The 23710-nt window shown below is 66.6% G+C and carries 23 protein-coding genes and 1 pseudogene; 19 read left to right on the top strand and 5 right to left on the bottom strand.

Annotated features, from left to right (window positions below; all coding sequences use genetic code 11):
- Positions 1-327 precede the first annotated feature (327 nt).
- Positions 328-2151, bottom strand: coding sequence for an ABC transporter ATP-binding protein/permease (locus DT074_RS23440; protein WP_162915143.1), 1824 nt, complete (start codon positions 2149-2151; stop codon positions 328-330).
- Complete coding sequence (locus DT074_RS23435) at positions 2148-3506, bottom strand: GH1 family beta-glucosidase (protein WP_368744872.1); 1359 nt, start codon at positions 3504-3506, stop codon at positions 2148-2150. Before DT074_RS23435 ends, DT074_RS23440 begins: the two co-directional genes overlap by 4 nt.
- Before the next feature lie 97 nt (positions 3507-3603).
- On the opposite strand from DT074_RS23435, the gene DT074_RS23430 reads away from it, so the two are divergent.
- Together DT074_RS23430 and DT074_RS23425 are read left to right on the top strand one after the other, a co-directional pair.
- Positions 3604-4701 carry a hypothetical protein gene (locus DT074_RS23430; RefSeq protein ID WP_162915142.1) on the top strand — a complete coding sequence of 366 codons (1098 nt, stop codon included), beginning with the start codon at positions 3604-3606 and terminating at the stop codon, positions 4699-4701.
- 45 nt (positions 4702-4746) lie between these two features.
- On the top strand, positions 4747-6108 hold the full coding sequence (locus DT074_RS23425) for a nicotinate phosphoribosyltransferase (RefSeq protein WP_119422289.1): 1362 nt from the start codon (positions 4747-4749) through the stop codon (positions 6106-6108).
- Here DT074_RS23425 and DT074_RS23420 read toward each other — a convergent pair.
- The gene (locus DT074_RS23420; RefSeq protein ID WP_162915141.1) at positions 6096-6365 is read right to left on the bottom strand and encodes a hypothetical protein; all 270 of its coding nucleotides are present in this window, start codon (positions 6363-6365) and stop codon (positions 6096-6098) included. The genes DT074_RS23425 and DT074_RS23420 overlap by 13 nt on opposite strands.
- 146 nt (positions 6366-6511) lie before the next feature.
- Here DT074_RS23420 and DT074_RS23415 point away from each other — a divergent pair, with 146 nt between their 5' ends.
- Both DT074_RS23415 and DT074_RS23410 read left to right on the top strand, forming a co-directional pair.
- The gene (locus tag DT074_RS23415) at positions 6512-7201 is read left to right on the top strand and encodes an HPF/RaiA family ribosome-associated protein (RefSeq protein ID WP_368744871.1); all 690 of its coding nucleotides are present in this window, start codon (positions 6512-6514) and stop codon (positions 7199-7201) included.
- 165 nt (positions 7202-7366) lie between these two features.
- The gene (locus tag DT074_RS23410) at positions 7367-10153 is read left to right on the top strand and encodes an AMP-binding protein (protein ID WP_119422286.1); all 2787 of its coding nucleotides are present in this window, start codon (positions 7367-7369) and stop codon (positions 10151-10153) included.
- A gap of 18 nt (positions 10154-10171) precedes the next feature.
- Here the strand turns inward: DT074_RS23410 and DT074_RS23405 are convergent, their stop codons facing one another.
- Entirely contained in the window at positions 10172-10756 is a 585-nt protein-coding gene (locus DT074_RS23405) for a hypothetical protein (RefSeq protein ID WP_119422285.1), read from the bottom strand.
- 223 nt (positions 10757-10979) lie between these two features.
- Here DT074_RS23405 and acsA point away from each other — a divergent pair, with 223 nt between their 5' ends.
- From acsA to DT074_RS23330, 15 genes are all read left to right on the top strand, one after another.
- Complete coding sequence (gene acsA / locus DT074_RS23400) at positions 10980-12743, top strand: acetate--CoA ligase (RefSeq protein WP_438503708.1); 1764 nt, start codon at positions 10980-10982, stop codon at positions 12741-12743.
- The gene (gene pdhA, locus DT074_RS23395; RefSeq protein ID WP_438503707.1) at positions 12740-13735 is read left to right on the top strand and encodes a pyruvate dehydrogenase (acetyl-transferring) E1 component subunit alpha; all 996 of its coding nucleotides are present in this window, start codon (positions 12740-12742) and stop codon (positions 13733-13735) included. The genes acsA and pdhA overlap by 4 nt, the downstream gene beginning before the upstream one ends.
- Positions 13732-14724 (top strand): alpha-ketoacid dehydrogenase subunit beta, encoded by a 993-nt coding sequence (locus tag DT074_RS23390; RefSeq protein WP_368744870.1) that lies wholly within the window; start codon positions 13732-13734, stop codon positions 14722-14724. The genes pdhA and DT074_RS23390 overlap by 4 nt, the downstream gene beginning before the upstream one ends.
- Positions 14725-14733: 9 nt before the next feature.
- On the top strand, positions 14734-15918 hold the full coding sequence (locus DT074_RS23385; RefSeq protein WP_119422282.1) for a dihydrolipoamide acetyltransferase family protein: 1185 nt from the start codon (positions 14734-14736) through the stop codon (positions 15916-15918).
- Complete coding sequence (locus tag DT074_RS23380; RefSeq protein ID WP_119422281.1) at positions 15915-16163, top strand: acyl carrier protein; 249 nt, start codon at positions 15915-15917, stop codon at positions 16161-16163. Before DT074_RS23385 ends, DT074_RS23380 begins: the two co-directional genes overlap by 4 nt.
- 99 nt (positions 16164-16262) lie before the next feature.
- Positions 16263-16706, top strand: a complete 444-nt coding sequence (locus DT074_RS23375) for a DUF2267 domain-containing protein (protein WP_119422301.1) — start codon at positions 16263-16265, stop codon at positions 16704-16706.
- A 33-nt stretch (positions 16707-16739) separates the two neighbouring features.
- Entirely contained in the window at positions 16740-17255 is a 516-nt protein-coding gene (locus tag DT074_RS23370; RefSeq protein WP_368744869.1) for a BCAM0308 family protein, read from the top strand.
- 35 nt (positions 17256-17290) lie between these two features.
- Positions 17291-18640 (top strand): NAD(P)-dependent malic enzyme, encoded by a 1350-nt coding sequence (locus tag DT074_RS23365; RefSeq protein WP_119422280.1) that lies wholly within the window; start codon positions 17291-17293, stop codon positions 18638-18640.
- Between the two features lie 70 nt (positions 18641-18710).
- Positions 18711-20333 (top strand): chaperonin GroEL, encoded by a 1623-nt coding sequence (gene groL / locus DT074_RS23360; protein ID WP_119422279.1) that lies wholly within the window; start codon positions 18711-18713, stop codon positions 20331-20333.
- Positions 20334-20442: 109 nt separating this feature from the next.
- Entirely contained in the window at positions 20443-20979 is a 537-nt protein-coding gene (locus DT074_RS23355; protein ID WP_119422278.1) for an Hsp20/alpha crystallin family protein, read from the top strand.
- A gap of 85 nt (positions 20980-21064) precedes the next feature.
- Positions 21065-21466: a peptidase associated/transthyretin-like domain-containing protein gene (locus DT074_RS23350; protein WP_162915140.1), complete on the top strand. Its 402-nt coding sequence runs from the start codon at positions 21065-21067 to the stop codon at positions 21464-21466.
- Between the two features lie 184 nt (positions 21467-21650).
- A complete protein-coding gene (locus tag DT074_RS23345; protein WP_162915139.1) occupies positions 21651-22016 on the top strand; it encodes a phasin family protein in 366 nt (121 codons plus the stop codon).
- Positions 22017-22045: 29 nt separating this feature from the next.
- The gene (locus tag DT074_RS23340) at positions 22046-22264 is read left to right on the top strand and encodes a hypothetical protein (RefSeq protein WP_119422275.1); all 219 of its coding nucleotides are present in this window, start codon (positions 22046-22048) and stop codon (positions 22262-22264) included.
- 5 nt (positions 22265-22269) lie between these two features.
- Positions 22270-22488 (top strand): ChaB family protein, encoded by a 219-nt coding sequence (locus DT074_RS23335; protein ID WP_119422274.1) that lies wholly within the window; start codon positions 22270-22272, stop codon positions 22486-22488.
- 67 nt (positions 22489-22555) lie between these two features.
- Entirely contained in the window at positions 22556-23539 is a 984-nt protein-coding gene (locus tag DT074_RS23330; RefSeq protein WP_119422273.1) for a ribose-phosphate diphosphokinase, read from the top strand.
- A gap of 54 nt (positions 23540-23593) precedes the next feature.
- On the opposite strand, the pseudogene DT074_RS23325 reads toward DT074_RS23330, so the two are convergent.
- A pseudogene (locus DT074_RS23325) lies at positions 23594-23710 on the bottom strand (IS5/IS1182 family transposase); the annotation flags it as partial.

The following is a 23710-nucleotide window of genomic DNA, read 5'->3' as shown; positions in this document are numbered from 1 at the left end:
GGCCCTGGAAGGGAAATGCTTCCGGTGGGGCGCCCGGTCTTCAAATCCGCGGTCGCTCGTCACGCCCCGTGCCGCCTGGTCCCGTCAGGTCATGATTTCTGCGGATTTTTGTAGGGCGCGACCCGCCGCCTACACCTATCCGTATCGTGCCGTAGCATTGCGACAGGCCCTGACGTGAAACGGGTTGGCCTGCTCGATCTGCAGGAGATTGGCCATCTCGAGGGCGCCGGCGATCTCGGCGTTGCGCAGTCTCTTCCAATGATGAAAGTGACCTGTGGCCGACCGGGCACCCTGATCGTGGTCAACGCCGGTGCGCCGTGTGCGCGCTCAAGACGCCTCGGCGCGCCCGACCCATCGGGCAATCCGACGGGGGATGCGCCTGGCGCCACGCGGCCTTTGCGGTTGGCCCGCATGGGTCACCCGCACGAAGATCGCATCGCCGCCGGCGGGCTCGAGTGTCAGCTTGCGCCGGTGGAATTTTTCAAGCGCACGGCCATGCCCGATAGCGATCACCGTCGCGGCAGGAAATTCCTGCTCAAGCACTGAGATCAGATCCGCTTCGGCCCGGTCATCGAGCGCCGACGTGGCTTCCTGCAGATAGATCCAGCTGGGGCGACGCAGCAGAAGCCTCGCGAATCCGAGCCGCTGCAGCTCCGCCGCGCCGAGCGTTCGATCCCATTGCTCGCTGTCGTTCAGGCGGGGCGCCAGATGGCCGAAGCCCACGCGTTGCAGCGCGTCGGTGAAAGCGGCGTCATCAAAGGCGCTGATCGGTTCTGGATAGGCGAGCGCCTGACGCAGGCTGCCCGCCGGCAGGTAGGGCCGCTCGGGCATGAAGAATGTCGGAGTCGTATCCGGCAACTGCACCGTTCCGCAGCCCCAGGGCCAGACCTGGGCCACAACCTTGAACAGTGTGTGCGTCAGCTTCGGGTCGCCGGCGATCAGAACCCGGTCGCCGGCGGCGATTTCCGCGGTGATGCCGGTGAACAGCGCCGCGCCGTCCGGATTGGCGATGCCAAGCTCGCGGAAGGCCAGCACCGGCCGGTTCCCGCGTTCCACATGAATGGTATGGGCGTTGCCGTGCTCAACGTCATGGCGCGCTGTCTCGGCCACGTTGTGCAGCGCAAGTATGCGCTCTACGGAGGCGCGCCACTCAGCGACTTTCGGGAAGTTGTCGACTGGCCAGGACAGCGCCGCCGTCACCTGCTGAAATGCCTGGGCCGTCTGCATCAGGCCGCCCAGGCTGATGGCGCCGGCTAGGTAGCGTGGCGTCGAGACCAGGATCGGCAGCATCGCCCACAGCGTGTTGAAGGTCGATGAGAACGCCATCAGCCGCCACAGGCTCTCGGTCTGCTGGTCCCAGATCGAGCGGATCGCAGCGAAGAGATCGGTCAGCCGATGTCGCTCGGCCGCTTCGGCGGCAAGCAGGGCAATCGCTTCCGAGCTCTCGCGCGCCTGCACCAGGCCGAAGCGGAAATCGGCTTCCACCGTCTGCCGTAGATCGGTCGCCTTGACCAATGGCCGACCCAGCGAAAACGCAAGCACGCCGCCAATGGCCGAATAGGCCAATGCCAGCCAGACCATGTGGCCGGGCAGATCGACGCCGGAATCGCCGATTGGCAACCAGACCACGCCCGACAGCGACCACAGAATGCCGACGAAGCTCAGCAATAGAAGCAGGCTGTACAGGATCGAATGACCAAGCTCGATCGCCGTCTCCGTGGCGATGCGGATATCCTCCGCGATGCGGCCGTCCGGGTTGCTGTGATCGCCGGGCATCAGTCCGATCTGATAATGCCGCCCATGATCCATCCATTCGCCGATCAGCCGCTGCGTCAGCCATTGCCGCCAGCCGACCTGGAGGCGCCGCTTCAGATGCAGATGTAGGGTCACCGTCAGCGTGTTGACGACGACGATGATGGCGAACACGCCGACTTGGACCAGGAAGCGATCCATCGACTTGCTTTCCAGAGCGTCGAACAGGGCGGCGTTCCAGAGGTTCAGCCAGATGGCAATCGCCACCATTGTGGCGGTCAGCATCGCCAGAATTGCGGTCAGTACCAGTTCGCGCGCATCGCGCCAGAACGGCGCGGCCAGCGCGACGAAGTGCCGGAAATAGCCTGAAGGCACTCCATTGGAGGTCGCGCTCGTCACGGCTCTGCGCTCGACTGCGGCCGCCTCGCCTGCGCGCGAATGAACTCGGCGTACCAGTGGAAGGAGTCCTTCCGAATGCGCCGCTGGGTGGGATAGTCGACATAAACGAGTCCGAACCGATCATTATAGCCGTTGCCCCACTCGAAATTGTCGAGCAGCGACCAGATGAAATAGCCGCGCACATCGGCGCCCTTGGCGACCGCCTGCTGCAGCGCGCCGATATAGGCGGCGAGGTAGTCGATGCGCTTCCGGTCCGGAATGCGCCCGGATGCGTCCAAGGCTTCGCGGGCGCCGTATCCGTTCTCCATCACATAGATCGGTAGGCCATAGGCTTGTTGCACCGCCAGCAGCTCTCGCTCGAAAGCGGCCGGCTCGATATGCCAGCCGATCTCGCTGCGCAGCGTGCCGTTCGGGGCGCTGCCCCAGGCGAATCCGAGGACCGCCGAGGGATCGGCCTTGGCGTAGATCGGGCCGTAGTGATTGAGGCCGAACCAATCGATCGGGCGTTGGACCCGGGCGAGATCGCTACTCTGCAGGTACGGCGCCATCCGCTCGGCCATGGGGTCGGGGTAGCAGCCAAGGATCTGCGCATCGGGGAAGGCGCGGTTCCAATAGGCGTCGAGCAGCGCAGTTGCTTCCCGATCGGCGCGCGAACCGCTCTCCGGCCGGCATGGCTGGCGATTGTGGATGGCGCCGATGGACGCGCCAGACACGGCTGCCCGCAATGCATCCACGGCGGCGCCATGCGCGAGATTGATGTGGTGCGTGGTGCGCAGCAGCGCATCGAGGTCGCGAAGCCCGGGCGCATTCCAGCCGAAGCCGTAGCCGAACAGGGTCGATACCGCAGGCTCGTTGAAGGTGGCGAAGCGCTTCACCCGGTCGCCATAGCGACGTCCGATCAGCGCGGCGTAGTCGGCGAACCAGATCGCGCTGTCACGACAGGTCCAGCCGCCCTGATCCTCCAGTGCCTGCGGCAGGTCCCAGTGGTAGAGACAGAGCCAAGGCTCGATCCCGGCACCGAGCAGCGCGTCAATCAGCCGGTCATAGAAGGCGAGGCCGGCCTCGTTCGGCTTGCCGCGGCCCTGCGGCAGCACGCGCGGCCAAGCTACCGAGAAGCGATAGCCGCCGACGCCGAGCTCGCGCATCAGGGCGATGTCCTCGGCATAGCGGTGGTAGTGGTCGCAGGCGATATCGCCGGTATCGCCGTTCGCGACCCGGCCGGGGATGCGGCAATGGGTGTCCCAGATGCTGGGGCCGCGACCGTCTTCCTCGACCGCACCTTCGATCTGGTAGCTCGAAGTCGACACACCCCAGACGAAGCCGCGACGCGGCACGGCCGGCAGCGAGGGTGGCATGGCGCGGTTCATGACCTGAGCAAGCTAAGCCGCCGCCTGCGCGCGCAACTTGATGCGGATCAAGGGATTGCCCCCGATACAGGAGTCAAATTCGCCCATGCAGGTGACGACATCCGCGACAGGGTTGCCAAAGGTCGAGCTGGCCCCGGCCGGCCCCCTCACGTTGCATGGCGGGGGCCTCGACCGGGCGGATTCGAACACGCCGGTAGTCCGGGCGGGCTCTCGCCTGCTTGCTTTCGTTTCCGACTACCAGCCGATCGGCCATACCTACCGCCGCCTCGGTATGGCAGGACTCGGCTCGCTCGGGCCGCGTCAGGCGGTCCGGCTGGTCGACGACCCTGACCCCGCGGTCGGCAAGTGGATCGAATCGGTCTGGCGTGAGGGCTCCGGCCGGCTCTACGGCTGGTACCACGCTGAGGAAGTGGCACCCTGCCCGAGGCGGTTATTCATGCCGCATATCGGCGCATTGGTTTCCGACGACGACGGCATGACCTGGCGGCATCTCGGCGTGCTGCTGCGGCCCGGCGAACCCGAGATGGATTGCAGCTTCGACAACGGTTTCATGGTCGGCGGCTGCGGCGACTTCAGTGCTGTACCGGATCGCGCAGGCAACTGGTTCTATCTCTACTTCTCCAACTATGTTGCCGACGAGAGCCGCCAGGGCATCTGCGTTGCCCGCTACCCCATGGCAGACCGGGACATACCTCGCGATCGGCTGCAGCTTTGGGACGGAGAGGCTTGGCAACCGGCCGCCGCTGGCGCGGTCCGGCCGCTGTGGCCGATGCGGCGCGGTTGGCGCCATCCGGATCCGGATGGATTCTGGGGGCCGGCCGTGCACTTCAACCGCGATCTCGGCCTCTACGTCATGCTGCTCAATCACACGCAGATCGCGCAGAGGGACTGGCGCACGGCCGGCATTCACGTCTCGTTCAATCTGGATTCCGCGGACCCCGCGGGCTGGAGCGAGCCGCGCCGCATTATCAAGGGTGGTCTCTGGTACCCGCAGGTCGTGGGGCTAGGCCCGGAGGACGGCGATGCCTTGGCGGGCGCGGAGGCGCGATTCTTCCTCTCCGGCTTTTCCGCCTGGACCATCCGCTTCAGTCACGAGCCTGGCGCCGACAAGCCACTGCCGGAACTCGATCGCGCCTCGATCGATGCCCTGTTCCGAGCCGGTCCGCCGCATGTACCGGGCTGATCACGCTCCTTGCCGGCCAACGCCGTCCGCGCTGGCATGACTGTCATGGCGATCGATCCCGACCCGCTGCTCACCGATCACTACCAGCTCACCATGCTGCAGGCCTATTGGCGCGAGGGGATGCAGGAGACAGCCGTGTTCGAGTTCTTCGTTCGGAAGCTGCCGCGCTGCCGCAGCTTTCTGATCGCTGCCGGGCTGGAACAGGTGATGGACTGGCTGGAGGCGCTTCGCTTCGCACCGGCGGAGCTGGATTGGCTGAAGGGCACCGGGCGGTTCGATCCGGCCTTTGTCGATTGGCTGGCCGGGCTGCGCTTCACCGGCGACGTACATGCCATGCCGGAGGGCACTGCCTTCTTTCCCGATGAGCCGATCCTGCGAGTGACAGCGCCGCTGCCGGTGGCGCAGCTGATCGAAAGTCGGGTGCTCAACCTGCTACACTACCAAACGCTGATCGCTTCCAAGGCGGCGCGCATGGTGCTGCAGGCGCCGGGTGCGACGCTGATCGATTTCGGGCTGCGCCGGGCGCATGGCGCCGAGGCTGGGCTCCTAGCGGCGCGGGCCGCGTATATTGCCGGATTTGCCGGCACTGCGACGGTTGCTGCCGAGCGCCGGTTCGGCGTGCCGTCATTCGGCACCATGGCGCATTCGTATGTCCTGGCGCATACGAGCGAGCGGCAAGCCTTCGTTGAATTCGCCCGCGCTTGGCCGGGTAACGTGATCCTGCTGATCGACACCTTTGACACATTGGCGGCCGCGGCCGAGGTCGCGCGGCTGGCGCCGGCTCTCGCGCAAGAGGGCATTCGAATTTCCGGAGTGCGGCTCGACAGCGGCGATTTGATCCAGCTGGCGCGCGAAGTGCGCAGGCTGTTCGACGACGCCGGACTAAACGAGATCCGGATCTTCGCCAGTTCCAGCGTCGACGAGTACCTGATGGCGAAAGCCGCGTCCGCCGGTGCGCCGATCGACGGCTATGGCATCGGCACGCATCTGACTACCTCGGCCGATGCGCCGTATCTCGATTGCGCCTACAAGCTGCAGGAGTATGCAGGGCGTCCGCGCCGCAAGCGTTCAACGGGAAAGGCGACCTGGCCTGGCCGCAAGCAGGTGTTCCGCCGCCTCGAGGCAGACGGAAGCCTGGCCGCCGATTTCCTGACCATCGAAGACGAAACAGCGCCGGGTACCGCACTGGTGCAGCCGGTCATGCGAGCGGGCCGGCGGATTGCGCCGCCCGAGCCGCTCGCCGCCATCCGGCAACGGGCGGCGGATGCACTGCGCAGCTTGCCGGTAAGGCTGCGCGCTCTTGAGCGGCCGGATGGCTCGCTTCCCCACCCGGTCGAAGTGTCGGACGCGCTTCGGCAGTTGGCGGCGGATGCGGACGTGCTGGTCGACCGGGCTCAGTCGCCCTGAATGCGCGTGAGTTCGGCTTTCCAGTCGGCGGCATGTGGCCGCTCACCGGAGCCGAGCGGGCGGTGCAGATCGTCGAGCAGCGCCAGTGCCCGCTCCAGCGGGCGGAGCGCCGCCGGCGGCTTACGCAGGGCGCCAAGTGCGTCGTCCAGCGCAGCGCGCGCCTGGTGGTAGCCAATGGCGTCGTTGCGCACCAGCATCTCGATCATCACCTGCTGGCTGAGCAGCAGGCCCGATAGGAGGGATTTCAGTTCGCTCATCTGTGACGTCACGACGTCCTCCGCTGCCTGGCCGGGCGAAATCCAGGCGACACGCTAGCGGCCCAGGATCGGTGGCGTCTTTGATCTGCCCCAATGTTTTCTACTGATAGACGTTCTCTGATCCGCCCTCGATCGGAGGGATGCGGATGGCCTTTGCCATTCCAGCAATCACGGCACGCTCGGAGCATCTTCCGCGCCGGCCATGCCCGCCGCGGCGCGCAGCATTCGCTCCTTGCATGCATCAAAGGATGAGGACCGTCATGCAGATTCCGGTTCAGGTCAGCTTCAAGGACGTCGAACCGTCCGATTTCATCAAGTCCGCCATCGAGCTGCATGTTGCGAGGCTCGAGCGGTTCTTTCCCCGCATCATCGGTTGCCGCGTGGTCGTCGAGGCCAGGAACCGCCACGGGCACAAGGGAACGCTGTACAGCTTCGGCATCGATCTCTCGGTGCCCGGCAAGGAAATCGTGGTCGGCCGGAGCGGGCCGAAGGACCATGCGCATGAAGACATCCACGTTGCCATGCGCGACGCGTTCAACGCCGCCACGCGCGCGCTCGAAGATCATGCCCGTCAAGTGCGCGGCGACGTAAAGCCGCATGACCTTCCCGTGCATGGAAGGATCGTCGAGCTGTTCGTGGAGGACGGCTACGGCTTCATCGAGACACCGGACGGCGAGGAAGTGATGTTTCGCCGCGAGAGCCTCGGCAACGGAGATTTCGCGGCGCTGAAGGTCGGCGACGAAGTAAGAATTACCCGGTCCCCGGAAGCCGGGGCCATTCCGACGCAAGCGAAGCGCACCACGCCGTCCCGCAAGGACCATCCGGGAAGATCGTGATTTTGTGCGCCGGGCACGCAGCGGAACCAGCGGCGGAGGCGCGCCGTTCGGTGCTTTAAAGCGCGCAAAGTTCGGCCAGTTCAGAAGCTGGAGTCCCGATCAAGCTTGCACAGGGTTGGAATGGAGTCCGCGAAGTCGAGATCGCCACGCGAATCCGACCACGATATGGAAGGTCGGCTGACCGAACAGGACGCCTCGGCGCTCCTGATCGAGATTGCCAGCGGGCTCGCCTACGAGCTCGATCCCAGCCGGCAGCCACGCCGGGCCGATCTCGCGGCTTCGCTCGATCGGGATTGGGGCTTCGACAGCCTGTCCCGAGCCGAGTTGCTGCTGCGGATCGAGCGGCAGCTTGCGATCAGCTTGCCCGAGCGCCTGCTCGGCGAGGCAGGGAGCTTGCGCGATATCCTGGAAGCCGTGCCGGCAGCAAGGCAAGCGGTCAAGCCAATCGTCCGCGCGCGTCCGCGGGAAACCATTGCAGGCGTTCTGGAACCGGCTCCGGAAACGATCGAAACGCTCACCGACGCGCTGGACTGGCATGTCGCGCGACACGGCGACCGCCGCCACATCCTGATCGAGACCGATGAGGAGGGTGCCGCACTCACCTATCGTGGGCTTTGGGAGCGGGCACGCGCCGTCGCCCTGGGGCTGCGGCAGGCCGGCGTGGCGCCGGGCGACCGGATCGCGATCATGCTGCCGACGGGCGCCGATTTCTTCGTCGCCTTCTTCGGCGCCCTCTACGCCGGCGCCGTGCCGACGCCGATCTATCCGCCGGCGCGCCTCGACCAGATCCGCGAGCATATGCAGCGCCAGGCCGGCATCCTTCGCAATGCCGGTGCCGTCCTCCTCGTCGCCGATGGCGCGACCCGGCCACTGGCGCGCCTTCTGCGGGCGCAGGTGCCGGATCTGCGCGATGTCGAGACCGTGGAGCGGCTCTCGCAGGCCGACGGTTCGCTGCCCCAAGTCGCCGCCGCGGACGTCGCCCTGCTGCAATACACCTCCGGCAGCACCGGGGACCCGAAGGGCGTGGTGCTGACCCATGCCAACCTGCTGGCCAATATCCGCGCGATGGCCGCCGTGATCCGCCCGACCGGCAGCGACGTCTTCGTCAGCTGGTTGCCGCTCTACCATGACATGGGGCTGATCGGTGCCTGGCTCGGCACGCTCGTCTACGGCGTCCCGCTGGTCGTAATGTCCCCGCTGCGCTTCCTGGTCCGTCCCGAACGATGGCTGTGGGCCATCCATCGGCACCGAGGCACCCTCACGGCCGCGCCGAACTTTGCCTTCGAGCTCTGTCACCGCAAGATCGAGGATGCGGCGGTCGAGGGCCTCGATCTCGGCTCGCTGCGTATGGTGGCGAATGGCGCGGAGCCGGTCAGTCCCGAGACCATTCGCCGCTTCACCGAACGGTTCACGCGCTTTGGCTTCCGGCCGGGATCGATGGCGCCGGTCTACGGCCTGGCCGAAAATGCCGTCGGACTGGCCTTTCCGCCATTGGGGCGCCGCCCGGTCATCGACCGCATTGACCGCGGCGCGCTCAGCCGTGTCGGCAAGGCCGCGCCGGCAGCAGAAAATGCCGCTGACGCGCTGGAACTGGTGGCCTGCGGCCGGGCCCTACCCGGCCATCAGATCCGTGTCATCGGCCCGACCGGTGAGCTCGGCGAACGGGAGGAGGGTCGGCTGCAGTTCCGCGGTCCTTCCGCTACGTCCGGATACTTCCGCAATGCCGAGAAGAACCGCGAACTGTTCGACGGGCCGTGGCTGAACAGCGGCGATCTCGCCTACATCGCGGCCGGCGACGTCTATATCACCGGCCGGTCGAAGGACATCATCATCCGCGCCGGCCGGCATATCTATCCGCAGGAGGTGGAGGAGGCGATCGGGTTGGTCCCGGGCATCCGCCGTGGCTGCGTCGCCGTGTTCGGCGCTGCCGACCCGAGGTCCGGCACCGAGCGTCTGGTCATCGTCGCCGAGACGCGCGAAACCGGCGCCGGACGGCTCGAAACGCTGCGGCAAAGCATCGGCGAGACCACGGCTGAACTGCTGCAGGCGCCACCGGAAGAGATCGTGCTGGTGCCGCCGCACGCGGTGCCGAAGACATCGAGTGGAAAGATACGGCGCGCGTCCGCCCGACAGCTCTACGAGCAGAATGGCTTCTCCAAACGGCCCGCCCCGCCCTGGTTGCAGCTTGCCTCGCTGGCGCTTGCGGGTGTTCTGCCGCATCTGCGGGCATTGCGTCGGACGCTGATGGAGTACGCCTATGCGGGCTACTGGTGGTCGGTCGTCGGGCTGCTCGGCGCCATTGCCTGGCCGCTAGTTCTCGTTCTGCCGAGCCTAGGTGCGCGCTGGGCGGCCCTGCATCGTCTGTCCCAGGCGGGATTCGCGCTGCTCCGCATACCTGTCGCGGTGCACCGACCGCCCGAGATGCCGAGGCATGCCATCCTGGTCTCGAACCATGCGAGCTATCTCGACGGTCTCGTGCTGTCCGCAGTTTTGCCCGGCGGGCTAACTTTCGTGGCGAAGCAGGAGCTCGCACGTCAGCGCGTGGCTGGGCCATTCCTGCGGGCGCTCGACGCGGTATTCGTCCAACGCGATGACCCGGCAGCCGGCGTCGAAGGAGAGCGCGCCGTGTTCGAGGCCGTCGCTGCCGGCAAGCGCGTGGTGATGTTCCCGGAGGGCACCTTTGATCGCGCGCCCGGCCTGTTGCCTTTCCGGCTCGGCGCTTTCACCATCGCCGCCCGGACGTCGGTGCCCGTGGTTCCGATCGCGATCCACGGCTCGCGCTCGATCCTGCGCGGTAGCCAATGGTTCCCGCGTCGGGGGCGGATCACCGTGACCATCGGTACGCCGATCGCGCCGGAGGGGAGCGACTTCGATGCCGCCATCCACCTGCGCGACGCAACGCGCGCCGTCATTCTGGCGCATTGCGGCGAGCCGGAAGCCTCCAGAATGTAGCGGAGGCCGGACGGCCGCTCACAGCCGCCTGACTTCGTCCCTCAGCTCCTCGAGCCGATCGCGGAAGCCCTCGGCGTCACCGTAGGTAAGGAAGCCATCGTAACGCAGATGCGCGCCCTTGATGCCGCGGGCATGCCGGATCGGGCACCAGTACTGCTCAGTCCGGCTCGCCACCTCGCGCACCAAAGCGATCAATCCGTTGGCGTAGCCGCAATAGATGCAATTCAGCTTCTGGACGCCGTTCAGATAGGCCAGACGATGTCGGTCGATCACGATGTAGTCCGACCGGCGGATGCGCGCGATGCCCCAGGCCGGGAAGCAGATGAGCTGATACGCCGCTACGGCGAAATCCAACGCGAGCAGGGGAATGACGAGGCCGTAGACCGCCGGCGCCGTCACCAGCGTGGGCAGCGATGATCGCCTCAGGAATTGAACGAGTCCGACCTTGATCCGACGGTGTTGGTCGAGCACACCGCGCTCGAAAATGGCTTTGTTCCGCTCGATCCGATAGCGCATCTCGGCGCCGTGTACCTCGAACTTTCGCTCGATCTCCGTTTCTATCTCTCGCAACTTGTCGCGCAGCCGTTCCAGTTCCTTGTCCATCGAGGAGCCGACTTTCCTTGCGCGAGCGCCATGGATGCGAGCGTTGCGCTTGTTGCTGTCCACGGCGCCGCGTCGTCCGGCAATCCTAGCACCGCGGGTCCCGATCTGGCCGACACAGATCGAGGGCTGATCCAGGTCAACGCCGTCAATCCCCTCTCGCGGCACAATTCATGTGAGTTCGCCGTCCAAACTTCGGCGCGGATCGGCTCAACAAGCGGAGGAAATCGGCTTGGCTTGGCCTACCCTGCACAAACAGGCGCAGAGTGGCGGCGATCCCAACCTCGCGAGCTATGACGAGGCCTGCGCAAGCTTCTCCTGGGACAACGCCCGCGCGGAGCTGGACGGCCTGCCTGGCGGCGGATTGAACATAGCGTTCGAGGCGGTGGACCGGCATGTTCGGCGCGGCCACGGCGACCGCCTGGCCCTCCGCTGGCTGGGCAAAGATGGGACTGTTCGCGACTTTTCCTATCGCGATCTGATGCTTCTCTCCAATCGCTTCGCCAATGCGCTGCGCGACCTGGGCGTGGCGAAGGGCGAGCGCGTGTTCCTGCTCGCGGGGCGGATCCCTGAGCTCTACGTCGCGGCGCTCGGCACCTGGAAGGCAGGGTGCGTGCTATCGCCGCTGTTCTCGGCCTTCGGGCCCGAGCCTGTGCGCATGCGCATGGCGCTGGGCGATGCACGTGTGCTGGTGACGACCGAGGCGCTCTACCGGAAGAAGGTTCTGCCCTGGCGGGATCAGATGCCACAGCTTCGGCATGTGCTGCTCGCGGATGCGGAAGGCGACGCGCTGCCGGTTCGCACGCTTTCGCTGGATCACGCTCTGCGGCAGGCCGGCAACGACTTCGCGATCGTCCCGACCGCGGCAGGGGACATGGCGCTGCTGCACTTCACCAGCGGCACGACCGGGCGGCCCAAGGGCGCCGTGCATGTGCACGAGGCTGTCGTCGCCCACCATGTCACCGGCCGCCTCGCGCTCGACATACGCCCCGATGATCGCGTCTGGTGCACGGCGGATCCCGGTTGGGTGACCGGCACTTCCTACGGCATCATCGCCCCATTGACCAACGGCGCGACTTTGCTGGTCGACGAGCAGGAATTCGATGCCGAGCACTGGTACCGCGTGTTGCAGGACCAGTGCGTCACGGTCTGGTACACCGCGCCGACTGCGATCCGTTTGATGATGAAGCTCGGTGCGGACGCGGTGTGGAAGTACGACCTGAGGCATCTGCGCTTCATGGCCAGCGTCGGCGAGCCGCTCAATCCGGAAGCGGTGATGTGGAGCCAGGAAGCATTTGGCCGGCCGTTCCACGACAATTGGTGGCAGACCGAGACCGGCGGCATCATGATCGCCAACTTCGCCGCCATGGATATCCGGCCTGGGTCGATGGGCCGGCCGGTGCCCGGCATCGAGGCCGCCATCGTCTCGCGCGGCGCCGGCGATGTGACGCCGCTCGATACCCCGATGGCGGTCGGCGAGCTGGCGTTGCGCCCCGGCTGGCCGTCGATGTTCCGCGGCTATCTGAACGAGGACGAACGCTATCAGAAGTGCTTCGCCGGCGGCTGGTACCTGACCGGCGATCTCGCGATGCGTGATGCCGACGGCTACTTCTGGTTCGTCGGCCGCGCCGACGACATGATCAAATCGGCCGGCCACCTGATCGGTCCGTTCGAGGTCGAAAGCGCGCTGATGGAGCATCCTGCGGTGGCCGAGGCGGCTGTCATCGGCAAGCCGGATGCGATCATGGGTGAGGCGGTGAAAGCGTTCGTGGCGCTGAAGCCAGGCTTCAGTGCCGACGAGCCGCTGCGCAAGGACATCCTCGGCCATGCCCGCAAGCGCCTTGGCGCGGCGGTGGCGCCGCGCGAGATCGATTTCCGCGCGAACCTGCCGAAGACGCGGAGCGGCAAGATCATGCGCCGCCTGCTCAAGGCGCGCGAGCTTGGCCTGCCGGAGGGCGATCTCTCGACCCTCGAAAGCGACGAGAAATGACGATGCCGGACAGCACGAAGCCGCGACTCACTCACGCTCATCTGATCGAGCTGTTGCGGCAGATGCTACGCATCCGCCGCTTCGAGGAGAAGTGCGTCGAGCTCTACAGCGCCGAGAAGATCCGCGGCTTCCTGCATGTCTATATCGGCGAGGAGGCCGTTGCCGTCGGCGTCATGCAGTCGCTCGCGCCAGGCGATGCGGCGGTCGCCACCTATCGCGAGCATGGCCATGCTCTGGCCCGCGGTGTTGCGATGGGCCCGCTGATGGCCGAGATGTACGGCAAGAAGGAGGGCTGCTCGCGTGGCCGCGGCGGCTCCATGCATGTATTCGATGCAGCGACGCGCTTCTATGGCGGCAATGCCATCGTCGGCGGCGGGCTGCCGCTCGCGATCGGCCTGGCGCTCGCCGACAAGATGCGGGGTCGCGAGAACATCACTGCATGCTTCTTCGGCGAAGGGGCGGTGGCGGAAGGCGAGTTCCACGAGAGCCTCAACCTCGCCGCGCTGTGGCAGCTGCCGGTCCTGTTCATCTGCGAGAACAATCTCTACGCCATGGGCACCGCCTTGGCGCTGTCGGAATCCGAGACCGACATCCATGCCAAGGCGCAGAGCTACCGGATACCGTCGGAGGCGGTCGACGGCATGGACGTCATTGCCGTCGAAGCGGCGGCGCGCCGTGCCGTGGCGGCCATCCGCGCCGGGGGCGGCCCGCGCTTCCTGGAATGCCGGACCTACCGGTTCCGGGCGCATTCCATGTTCGATGCCGAGCTCTACCGAGACAAGGCCGAGGTCGAGGTCTGGAAGAAACGCGGCCCGATCCTGCGCTTTACCGAATGGCTCAAGTCGAACGGCATGCTGCATGACACGGAGGTGACCGGCATTGAAGCCGAGGTTTCCGCCGAGGTCGACAGCGCCGTCGTCTTTGCCGAGGCGGGCAATTGGGAGCCGGTCGAAGACCTGACCCGCTACGTGCTGGCGGAGAAGCGCGCATGAGCGCCGCCGGCATGGTGCAGACCACCTATCGCGAGGCGGTGCGCGCGGCGATCCGCGCCGCCCTGAAGGCCGACGAGCGTGTGTTCCTGATGGGCGAGGATGTCGGCCGCTACGGCGGCTGCTACGCGGTCAGCAAGGGGCTGCTGGCGGAATTCGGGCCGGAGCGCATCCGCGACACGCCGCTTTCCGAGGCCGCTTTTGTCGGCGCCGGCATCGGTGCGGCACTTGGCGGCATGCGCCCGATCGTCGAGATCATGACGGTCAACTTCAGCCTGCTGGCGCTCGACCAGATCGTGAACACGGCTGCGACCTTGCTGCACATGTCGGGTGGCCAGTTCAACGTGCCGGTAGTGATCCGCATGGCGACCGGGGCAGGCCGGCAGCTCGCCGCGCAGCATTCGCACAGCCTGGAAGGCTGGTATGCTCACGTGCCGGGCCTGAAAGTCCTGGCGCCGGCCACGCTCGCCGATGCACGCGGCATGCTGGCGACCGCGCTCGAGGATCCCAATCCGGTCATCATCTTCGAGCACGTCATGCTCTACAACATGGCGGGGGAGCTCACCGCGGATGCCGGCGCGGTGCCGATCGACAAGGCCGCGGTCCGCCGGCTGGGCCGCGACGTCACGCTGATCGGCTATGGCGGCACGCTCGGCAAGGCGCTGGAAGCCGCGACGGCACTCGCGGCCGACGGCATCGAGGCCGAGGTGGTGGATCTTCGCACCCTGCGCCCGCTCGACACCGCCACCATCGTCGCCTCGGTCGCCCGTACGCGCCGTGCCGTCGTGGTCGACGAGGGCTGGCGCACCGGCGGGCTTTCGGCCGAGATCAGCGCGCTGATCATGGAGCACGCGTTCTGGGAGCTCGATGCGCCGGTCGGCCGGGTCTGCACGGCCGAGGTGCCGATCCCCTATCCGCGCCACCTGGAGCAGGCCGCCCTGCCGCAGCCGGCCGCGATCGTGGCCGCCGTCCGCGCGACGCTCGGTCGCTGAGGCCCGGGCATGTCGGAGTTCCGCATGCCCTCCCTCGGCGCCGACATGGAGGACGGCGTCCTGGTCGAGTGGCTGAAGCAGGCGGGCGAGGCGGTGTCGCGCGGCGACATCATCGCCGTGGTCGAGACGCAGAAGGGTGCCATCGAGATCGAAATCTTCGAGGCCGGCACAATCGAGCGCTTATTGGTCGACCCCGGCACGCGCGTGCCGGTCGGCGCGCCGCTCGCCCTCGTGCGCGGTGCAGGCGAGCCTGCGCGGCCTGCTGTGGCCGAGGCAACTCCGCCGATGCCCAAGTCGGAGCCCGCGCCCGCACCGGCTGCACCATCCCGCCCCGTGGCCCGGCCGATCGAAGCGCGCCCCTCGGAGGCCACGCGTGACCGGACGTCGCCCGCCGCCCGGCAGCTCGCCGCCGTGCGGGGCATCGCGCTCGCAGGGCTGGTCGGCACCGGTCCCGGAGGCGCCATCGTGCGCGCCGATGTCGAGCGGGCCCTGGCCAAGACCGGGGCACCGACGCCGCGGCGCGGCATCGATCCCGGAGAGATGCGCAAGGCGATCGCCGCAGCCATGGCCCGGTCGAACCGCGAGATTCCGCATTACTACCTGACGCATCAGGTCGACGTGACGGCGACGCTAGCCTGGCTGGAGGCGCTCAATGCAGGCCGGCAACCGCCGGAGCGGCTGCTGCTCGCGCCTCTGCTGCTCAAGGCCGTAGCCTTGACCCTGCGCGATTTCCCGGAGTTCAACGGCCACTTTGTCGAGAACGCGTTCCGACCGAGCGCAGAGATCCACATCGGCACTGCCATCGCTATCCGCGGCGGCGGGCTGGTGGCGCCTGCCATCCACGACGCCAACATCAAACATCTCGACGAACTGATGGCGGCGCTGCGCGACCTGGTTGCCCGCACGCGTGCCGGGCGGCTGCGCAGCTCGGAGCTGTTCGATCCGACAGTCACCGTCTCCAGCCTCGGCGACCGCGGCGTCGATGGCCTGCTCGGCGTGATCTATCCGCCCCAGGTGGCGCTGGTCGGCTTCGGCACGCCCGCCTCGCGGCCCTGGGTCGTGGGCGATCGGATTGGGCCGCGCATGGTCATGACCGCATCGCTCGCCGCCGACCATCGGGCGAGCGACGGCCATCGTGGCGCGCTGTTCCTGCTCGCCGTCGCGCGGCGTCTGCAAGAGCCGGAGGGGCTATGAGCAAGGACGACATCCGCCGCATCGTCATCGAGGAGATCGCCAACATCGCACCGGATACCGAGCCCGGCGCTATTGATCCGGGGAGCGACATCAGAGAAGCACTCGATCTCGATTCGATGGATGTCCTCAACATCATCATCGCGCTGCACACGCGGCTTCGGGTCGATATTCCGGAAGCGGACTACCCGTTGCTTTTGACCATCGCCGGCGCCACCGACTATCTCGCCGCCAAGCTCGCCGGCTGATCTCGCCGCCCCGGTTGATCTGCCTCAAGGTGACCGCGACGGGGCGGGCCTAGCTTTCATTTCAAGGGTGCCGGAGTGGGCGAAGCGGAGGAGAGCTCGATGACGACCACTGGCCTCGATACCTTCGACAAGACAGTTCAAGAGACCAACATCTGGCTCAAGGCGGTGATGGAGAAGCTCGACACGGCCGACCGCCACCGCGCCTATGTCACGCTGAGGGCCGTCTTGCATGCGCTGCGCGACCGGATCGGGCCGGAGAATGCGAGCCATCTCGGTGCCCAGCTGCCAACCCTGCTGCGCGGCGTCTACTACGAGGGCTGGCACCTCGCCGGTACGCCGACCAAGGAGCGCCACAAACAGCAGTTCCTCGATCATGTGCGCGCGGAATTCCCGCCCAGCGCGGTCTGGGATGCCGAACACGCAACGCGTGCCGTGTTCGACGTCATGTGGGACAAGGTCGATGTCGGCGAGGTCGGCAAGCTGATCGGCGCGCTGCCGAAGGAGATCAAGGATCTGTGGGTCGGTCTCGGGCGCAATGCCTGAGCGCCATCACAGCTTGCACCACGGGGATGCGAAATGACGAAGCCAGCGGCGCCGACACCGACATCGCACAGCCACCGACGCCGCTTCGGGCGGGCGCAGCAGGAACTGGTGCAGGACACCTACCGTCTGCGCGCCAAACCGGTGGAGCCGACGGTCTGCCCGCAATGCAGCGCTGTGTTCCAGGACGGCCGCTGGCGCTGGGGCGCAAAGCCGGCCGGCGCACACGAGGAGAAATGTCCGGCCTGCCACCGTATCTCGGACCAACATCCGGCCGGGCTGGTTACGCTGCACGGTGATTTCGTTGCCTCGCATGAGGCGGAGATCCGGGCGCTGCTGCGGCACCAGGAAGAGGCCGAGAAGCGCGAGCACCCGCTCAATCGGATCATGGCGATCGAGCGCGAAGGCGACGCGCTGGTGGTGAAAACGACCGACATTCATCTGCCACGGCGGATCGGCGACGCCGTCAGGCACGCTTTCCACGGCAAGCTCGACTCGCATTACGACGAGCAGGGCTACTTCGTCCGCGTTAACTGGCGGCGGGAGAGCTAAGGGCATTCCCGCCGGTGCCGACCGGAGCCGGGGCGATGGATCAGCGGGACGCACGGATCGAACAGGCCCAGCAGCCGGTCGCGGAGGCCATGCGGCTGCACCCGCTCTATCGCGGCAAGGTCCAGATGGCGCCGAAATGCCCGATCCGCGGCATCGAGGACTTCGCCATCTGGTACACGCCGGGCGTCGCCGCGCCGTGCCGCGCCATCGCCGCCAATCCGGGGGCAGTCTACGAATACACGAACAAGGGCAACAGCATCGCTATCGTGTCTGATGGCAGCCGGGTGCTCGGCCTCGGTGATATCGGGCCGGCGGCCGGCCTGCCGGTGATGGAAGGCAAGGCGCTGCTGTTCAAATATCTCGGTGGTGTTGACGCGGTGCCGCTCTGCATTGATGCCAAGGACCCGGACGAGATCGTCCGAACCGTCCGCGCCTTGGCGCCGAGTTTCGGGGCGATCAATCTCGAGGACATTGCCCAGCCGAAATGCTTCCGCGTCCTCGATGCGTTGCGCACCGGCCTCGACATTCCGATCTGGCATGACGACCAGCAGGGATCTGCCACGGTCGCGCTGGCTGGTCTGAAAAGCGCTCTGTCGATCGTCGGCAAGTCGCTCGGTGGCATCCGCATCGCCATGGTCGGCATAGGCGCCGCGAATGTCGCCGTCTACCGGCTGCTCAAGATCGCCGGCGTCGATCCGCGGGCCATCATTGCTTGCGACAGCAAGGGCGTGCTGCATCGTGGCCGCGACGATATCGCCCAGAAACAGGCGCTGTTTCCGGACAAATGGCGGGTTTGCCTGGAGAGCAACGGTGATGCGGTCACCGGCGGCATTGCCGAGGCGCTGGCGGGGGCGGATGCCTGCATCGCCTTCTCCCGCTCCGGCCCCGGCGTCATCGAGCCTGCCTGGATCGCCACCATGGCGCGCGATGCCATCGTCTTCGCCTGCGCCAATCCGGTGCCGGAAATCTGGCCATGGGAGGCGAGCGCCGCGGGTGCCCGCATTGTCGCCACCGGCCGCAGCGACTTCCCCAACCAGGTCAACAACTCGCTGGTTTTCCCCGGCATGTTCCGCGGCGTGCTGGATATCCGTGCCCGGTTGATCACCGACGGCATGGCAATCGCTGCCGCCGACGAGCTGGTGCGGCAGGCCGAGCGGATTGGGGTCGACGAGTCGCGAATCCTGCCAGGCATGGACGACTGGGAGGTTGCCGCGCATGTCGCGGCGGCTTGCGGCGTCGCGGCGCAAAGCGAAGAGGTCGCCGGCCGGACCGCCGGCGCGGCTGAGTTATACGCAACCGCGCGCGCCACCATCGCAGAAGCCCGGCACATGACCGAGGTTTTGATGCGCGAAGGCTTGATTGCGCCGCCGGGCCTCGGGACTTGAGGCAAGTCAACGCGGCGCGGCCGTCTGTCATGGAGACTGTCAACGTTGGTCAAACCCCTCGGGGGCCTCCATGCCACACAAGCAGGTTCTTTTCCGGTCTGCCGCCCGCGAGAAAATTCTGCGCGGCGCCACGCAACTGGCTGATGCCATCCGCGTCACCCTTGGGCCGAAGTCGAAATCGGTTCTGATCCAGAAGAGCTGGGGCGCGCCTGTCGTCTGCAATGATGGCGTGACGATTGCCAAGGAATTCTCGCTTAAAGACGCAGAGGAGAACCTTGGCGCACAGGTACTGCGCCAGGCGGCCGAGCGGACCGGCGACATCGTCGGCGACGGCACGAGCACATCAACGATCTTGGCGCATGCCATCCTGTCCGACGGCGTGCGCAACGTGGTCGCCGGCGCCAGCGCGATCGACCTGAAGCGCGGCCTGGATCGGGGCGCCAAATGCGCGATTGAAGCGCTGCGCGCTATGTCTCAGACCGTCAAGACCCGCAAGGAGAAAGCCCAGGTTGCCACTATCTCAGCGCACAACGATGCGGCGGTGGGCGAACTGGTTGCCGATGCGATGGAGAAAGTCGGCGGCGAAGGCGTGATCTCGGTCGAGGAATCGAAGACCACCGAAACGATCCTCGATGTGGTCGAGGGTATGCAGTTCGATCGCGGATTTCTCTCGCCCTATTTCATCACCGATGCAGAGCGGATGGAGGCGGTGCTCGAGGACGCTCTGGTTCTGCTCTCCGATCGCAAGATCAGTGCGCTTCGAGACCTGATCCCACTGCTCGAACAGATTGCGAAATCCGGCCGCCCGCTCCTGGTGGTGGCAGAGGATGTCGAGGGCGAGGCGCTGGCGACACTGATCGTCAACCACATACGCGGCGTGTTGAAGGCCTGCGCGGTCAAGGCACCAGGATTTGGCGATCGACGCAAGGCGATGCTGGAGGACATGGCGGTTCTGACCGGCGGCCAGCTCGTCTCCGAGGAACTTGGCATAAAGCTCGAAACCGCGACCCTGGAGCTGCTCGGCCGTGCCAGCCGAGTGGTGGTGGACAAGGAGCACACGACGCTGATCGGCGGCGCCGGTGACCGCAAGCGGATCGATGGCCGCGTCCAGCAGATTCGGCGCGAGATCGAGGACACCACCAGCGACTACGACCGGGAGAAGCTGGAGGAGCGCCTGGCCAAGCTTTCCGGCGGCGTCGCGGTGATCCGCGTCGGCGCGCCGTCCGAAGCGGAGATGAAGTCGAAGAAGGAGGCGCTCGACGACGCGATCAGCGCCACCAAGGCGGCGGTGGCGGAGGGCGTCGTGGCGGGCGGCGGCCTCGCCCTGCTGCGCTGCATCCAGGCGGTCGCTGCGGAAGAGGCGAATTGCAGCGGCGACGAAAGGACCGGCTTGCAGATCCTGAAGCGGGCGCTTGAAGCGCCGGCGCGTCAGATCGCCGAGAACTCGGCGGTCGATGGCGGTGTGGTGGTGGCGCGTATGTTGGAGGGAAAGGGCAATTACGGCTTCGACGCCGCGCGCTCGCAATACGTCGACCTGGTCGAAGCCGGAATCATCGACCCGACCAAAGTCGTCCGCATCGCGCTGGAAAACGCCGTGTCGGTCGCAAGCGTCCTGCTGCTCACCGAGGCAACCATGACCGAGGTCCCCGAACCGAAGAAGACCCAGACGGCCGAAGCGGAGATGGGGATGTGAGAAGCGAGAGGGGCGAAAGCCGGCAATCTTGATCTGGGTCATCGCCGGTCGTCGGCATCCGCGCTAGTAGGCGAGAGCCAACACACCGAACAAGAGAGGAGGTCAGACCATGGCCGAAGCACAGAACAAATCTGTCGCCACCGGCAGCGAACAGCCGGTCCCGGCACCGTCAATCTGGCAGCCACTGGAATCGCTTCGTGGGGAGATCGATCGGGTATTCGACGATTTCAGCCGCGGATTCGGCCGGCCGCTGTTCGGCCGTGGCTTCTTCGACCTCGAGCCGTTCCGCCGCGCCGACCGTCCATTTGCGTTCAGCGCGCCGGCAGTCGATCTGGTGGAGAAGGAGGATCGCTACCTGGTGACGGCGGAGCTGCCCGGCATCGACGAGAAGGATGTCGACGTGAAGATCGCCGACAACATCCTCACCATCAAGGGCGAGAAGAAGGAAGAGCGCGAGGAGAAGGACAAGGGCCGCTATCTGTCCGAGCGGCGCTACGGCAGTTTCACCCGCTCGTTCCAGCTGCCGACCGGCGTCGACGACGCCAAGATCGAGGCGGCTTTCGAGAAGGGCGTCCTGACCGTCACCTTGCCGAAGTCGGCGGAGGCGAAGTCCAAGGAGAAGAAGATCGCGATCAAGTCGAAGTGAGAATGGGACCAGGATGGGCGACCCGCGCGGAATGCGCCCGTCCTCATCCGGGATCGCAGGCGAGGCATCGAGACGGAGGCCGGCGATGCGAGCAGGGCTGATGTCGTTGGTGATGGGCACCTGGCTGCTCGGCAGCCTGGCGGCCATGGCCATGCCGCTCGAGGTGCAGACCTATCCAAGTGGCCGCTTCGTGACGGGCGGCGTCGGCGCCGACGAGCAGGCGCAGATGGAGCAGCTCCGGCCGCAGTTCAACCTCCGAATTCTGACGGCGCGCAAGAAGAGTGGCGAGTTCCTTGCCGACGCGCGGGTCAGCATCAGCCGTGGCTCCGAGACGGTGTTGCAGGCCTTGATGACGGGTCCGCTGATGCTGGTCCACTTGCCGGCCGGCGGCTACCGGGTCGTGGTTGCGGCGGAGGGCAGGGAGATGGAACGGTCGATCACCATCGGCCCCGGCGAGCGTCGCGAACTCTATCTCTATTGGGACTAGCTTGTGACCGCACGATTCACAGCCGGCCCGTTTGATCTGTCGCAACGCGCCGGCGGGGTTTGGTGTTCATGGTGAGTGAAGGTCGGAGCTGCGGCCTCGCCTTTTCATCGGCGAGGATCTTCTGCCGTATGGGAGTGAGATGCTCCCGCCTCACGCCATAGTTTCAAGGCAATTGGAGGGACCCATGCGTAAGCAATCCATGAAGAGCGATGGTGGCGAAGAGACCAGGCTGTTTCCGACGCCGTTCCTGTTCAACGGCGCGATGACGGATGTGGTCAGCAGGGCCGGTGAGGCATGGACACGGGCGTGCCTCGAATGGCAGCAGGAAGTCGCGCGCTTCGCCAGCGCACGCATCGACGGTGACCTCGAGCTCGCCCGGTCCCTGGCGCAGTGCCAGGGTGTGGTGGACCTGGTCAAGCTGCAGCAGAAATGGGCGGCGACCGCGGTGCGCGACTACTCGGAAGAGACCGGCCAGCTGATGCAGATCGCCACGCGCGCCATCCGCGAGGGTGCGCCAGAGCAGGCCTCGGCGGGCCCGACGTCGGAGTAGTCCGGCGCCAACCTTCGCGGGAGGGCGAAATGGGCGGATCTCCCATCGTTTCTGGAGCCGACCGGCCGCAGCGGACGTTTGCGCCGCCCGACTACCATTGGCCGATCGCCGCCTCTGCACTGGCGGCGCTGGCCGATCTCGGCATGTCGGACGATACGATCGCGCGGTACTTTGCCGTTGAGCGCGAAGCCGTGCGCGTACTCCGCCGGCGGCACGGCATCCGCGACGGCGTCGCGCAAGGGGACTAGCCGCCATGCCCTATGCGACCAGCGCCGATCTGCCGCCCCGCGTGCGATCGCATCTGCCGCCGCATGCGCAGGACGTGTATCGCGCAGCCTTCAATCACGCTTTTGCCGCGCATCTCGACGATCCGCGGCGCGAAGAGGCCGCTCACCGTATCGCCTGGGCGGCGGTGAAACGGTCCTATGTCAAGGTCGGCGACGATTGGGTCGCCCGCAGCGAAGCCATGTGACGCGGTAAAGCAGATGACGGCAGATACGACGAAGATCTGGTCGCCGCGCAGCCCGCCGTCGACAGACATGGCGGCGGATCGGTTATGCCTGTTCGCCATGCGCGCCACCGCGGAGCTCGGCGCCGGCATCGCCGTGGCGCTCGGCCAGCCGCTCGCCAGGCTTGAAGAGCGCGATTTCGAGGACGGCGAGCACAAATCGCGTCCGCTCGACACCGTGGCCGGCAGCGACGTCTACGTCATCCAAAGCCTACACGGCGGGCCGTCGGACAGCGCCAACGACAAGCTCTGCCGGCTGCTGTTCTTCATCGGCGCGCTGAAGGATGCGGGTGCCGCCCGCGTCACTGCCGTTGTTCCCTATCTCTGCTATGCGCGCAAGGACCGGCGCACCAAGCCGAATGATCCAGTCATCACCCGCTATGTGGCACGCATGTTCGAGGCGGCTGGCGCCGACATGGTCGTCACCCTCGACGTGCACAACGTGGCGGCTTACGAGAACGCCTTCCGCTGCCGCGCTGTCGCGCTCACCGCGGCACCCCTCTTCGTCCATTACGCCCGGTCGCTGGGCGGCGAACGGCTCTGCGCGGTTTCGCCCGATACCGGCGGCGACAAGCGGGCCGAGCTGTTCCGTGAAGCGCTGGAGGGGGCGGTCGGCCGACCGGTAGGCAAGGCCTTCGCGGAGAAGCATCGCAGCGCCGGTGTCGTTTCCGGTGAGCTCTTCGTCGGCGATGTGGCGGGCGCCACGGCACTGGTGATCGACGATCTGATCAGCACCGGCGGCACGCTGTTGCGGGCCGCGCAGGCGGCGCGTCAAGCCGGCGCCCGTCGGGTGATCACCCTGGTGACGCATGGCCTGTTCATGCCGGGTGCGGCGGAGCTCGTATCCGATCCGATGATCGACCGCCTGGTGGTGACCGATTCGGTGCCGCCCTTCCGGCTGGCGCCGGGACCGGCGCGCGAAAAGCTCGACGTCCTGCCGAGCGCGCCGCTCTTCGCGGAAGCGATCCGGCGGCTGCATCAGGGGAAGCCGCTCACCGACCTCCTCGTCTTCTGAGCAGCGCTTCCAGACGGCGTGCATCGGCCAGGGCGAGGCCGAGATAGGCCCGCGCTAGGTCGTGGACTCATAATCTCTGGCCCAGAGGCGTGCTGCGGCGATGGTGATGGCGGCAAGGTAGTTTCGGGCGAGCTTGTCGAAGCGTGTGGCGATGCGCCTGAAGTGCTTGAG

It is taken from the genome of Desertibaculum subflavum, from assembly GCA_003576705.1.
GTDB classification, from domain to species: domain Bacteria; phylum Pseudomonadota; class Alphaproteobacteria; order Ferrovibrionales; family Ferrovibrionaceae; genus Desertibaculum; species Desertibaculum subflavum.
The sequence above is the reverse complement of the archived record's forward strand: the minus strand, read 5'-3'. Positions and strand labels throughout refer to the sequence as shown.

Coding starts and splice junctions, on each gene's coding strand:
- DT074_RS23330 (WP_119422273.1), top strand. CDS start 22,556: ATGGCGGCGGATCGGTTATGCCTGTTCGCCATGCGCGCCACCGCGGAG.
- DT074_RS23355 (WP_119422278.1), top strand. CDS start 20,443: ATGGCCGAAGCACAGAACAAATCTGTCGCCACCGGCAGCGAACAGCCG.
- DT074_RS23350 (WP_162915140.1), top strand. CDS start 21,065: ATGCGAGCAGGGCTGATGTCGTTGGTGATGGGCACCTGGCTGCTCGGC.
- groL (WP_119422279.1), top strand. CDS start 18,711: ATGCCACACAAGCAGGTTCTTTTCCGGTCTGCCGCCCGCGAGAAAATT.
- DT074_RS23365 (WP_119422280.1), top strand. CDS start 17,291: ATGGATCAGCGGGACGCACGGATCGAACAGGCCCAGCAGCCGGTCGCG.
- DT074_RS23375 (WP_119422301.1), top strand. CDS start 16,263: ATGACGACCACTGGCCTCGATACCTTCGACAAGACAGTTCAAGAGACC.
- DT074_RS23380 (WP_119422281.1), top strand. CDS start 15,915: ATGAGCAAGGACGACATCCGCCGCATCGTCATCGAGGAGATCGCCAAC.
- DT074_RS23370 (WP_368744869.1), top strand. CDS start 16,740: ATGACGAAGCCAGCGGCGCCGACACCGACATCGCACAGCCACCGACGC.
- pdhA (WP_438503707.1), top strand. CDS start 12,740: ATGACGATGCCGGACAGCACGAAGCCGCGACTCACTCACGCTCATCTG.
- DT074_RS23340 (WP_119422275.1), top strand. CDS start 22,046: ATGGGCGGATCTCCCATCGTTTCTGGAGCCGACCGGCCGCAGCGGACG.
- DT074_RS23410 (WP_119422286.1), top strand. CDS start 7,367: ATGGAAGGTCGGCTGACCGAACAGGACGCCTCGGCGCTCCTGATCGAG.
- DT074_RS23335 (WP_119422274.1), top strand. CDS start 22,270: ATGCCCTATGCGACCAGCGCCGATCTGCCGCCCCGCGTGCGATCGCAT.
- DT074_RS23385 (WP_119422282.1), top strand. CDS start 14,734: ATGTCGGAGTTCCGCATGCCCTCCCTCGGCGCCGACATGGAGGACGGC.
- DT074_RS23430 (WP_162915142.1), top strand. CDS start 3,604: ATGCAGGTGACGACATCCGCGACAGGGTTGCCAAAGGTCGAGCTGGCC.
- DT074_RS23405 (WP_119422285.1), bottom strand. CDS start 10,756: ATGGACAAGGAACTGGAACGGCTGCGCGACAAGTTGCGAGAGATAGAA.
- DT074_RS23345 (WP_162915139.1), top strand. CDS start 21,651: ATGCGTAAGCAATCCATGAAGAGCGATGGTGGCGAAGAGACCAGGCTG.
- DT074_RS23390 (WP_368744870.1), top strand. CDS start 13,732: ATGAGCGCCGCCGGCATGGTGCAGACCACCTATCGCGAGGCGGTGCGC.
- DT074_RS23425 (WP_119422289.1), top strand. CDS start 4,747: ATGGCGATCGATCCCGACCCGCTGCTCACCGATCACTACCAGCTCACC.
- DT074_RS23415 (WP_368744871.1), top strand. CDS start 6,512: ATGGCCTTTGCCATTCCAGCAATCACGGCACGCTCGGAGCATCTTCCG.
- DT074_RS23435 (WP_368744872.1), bottom strand. CDS start 3,506: ATGCCACCCTCGCTGCCGGCCGTGCCGCGTCGCGGCTTCGTCTGGGGT.
- DT074_RS23420 (WP_162915141.1), bottom strand. CDS start 6,365: ATGAGCGAACTGAAATCCCTCCTATCGGGCCTGCTGCTCAGCCAGCAG.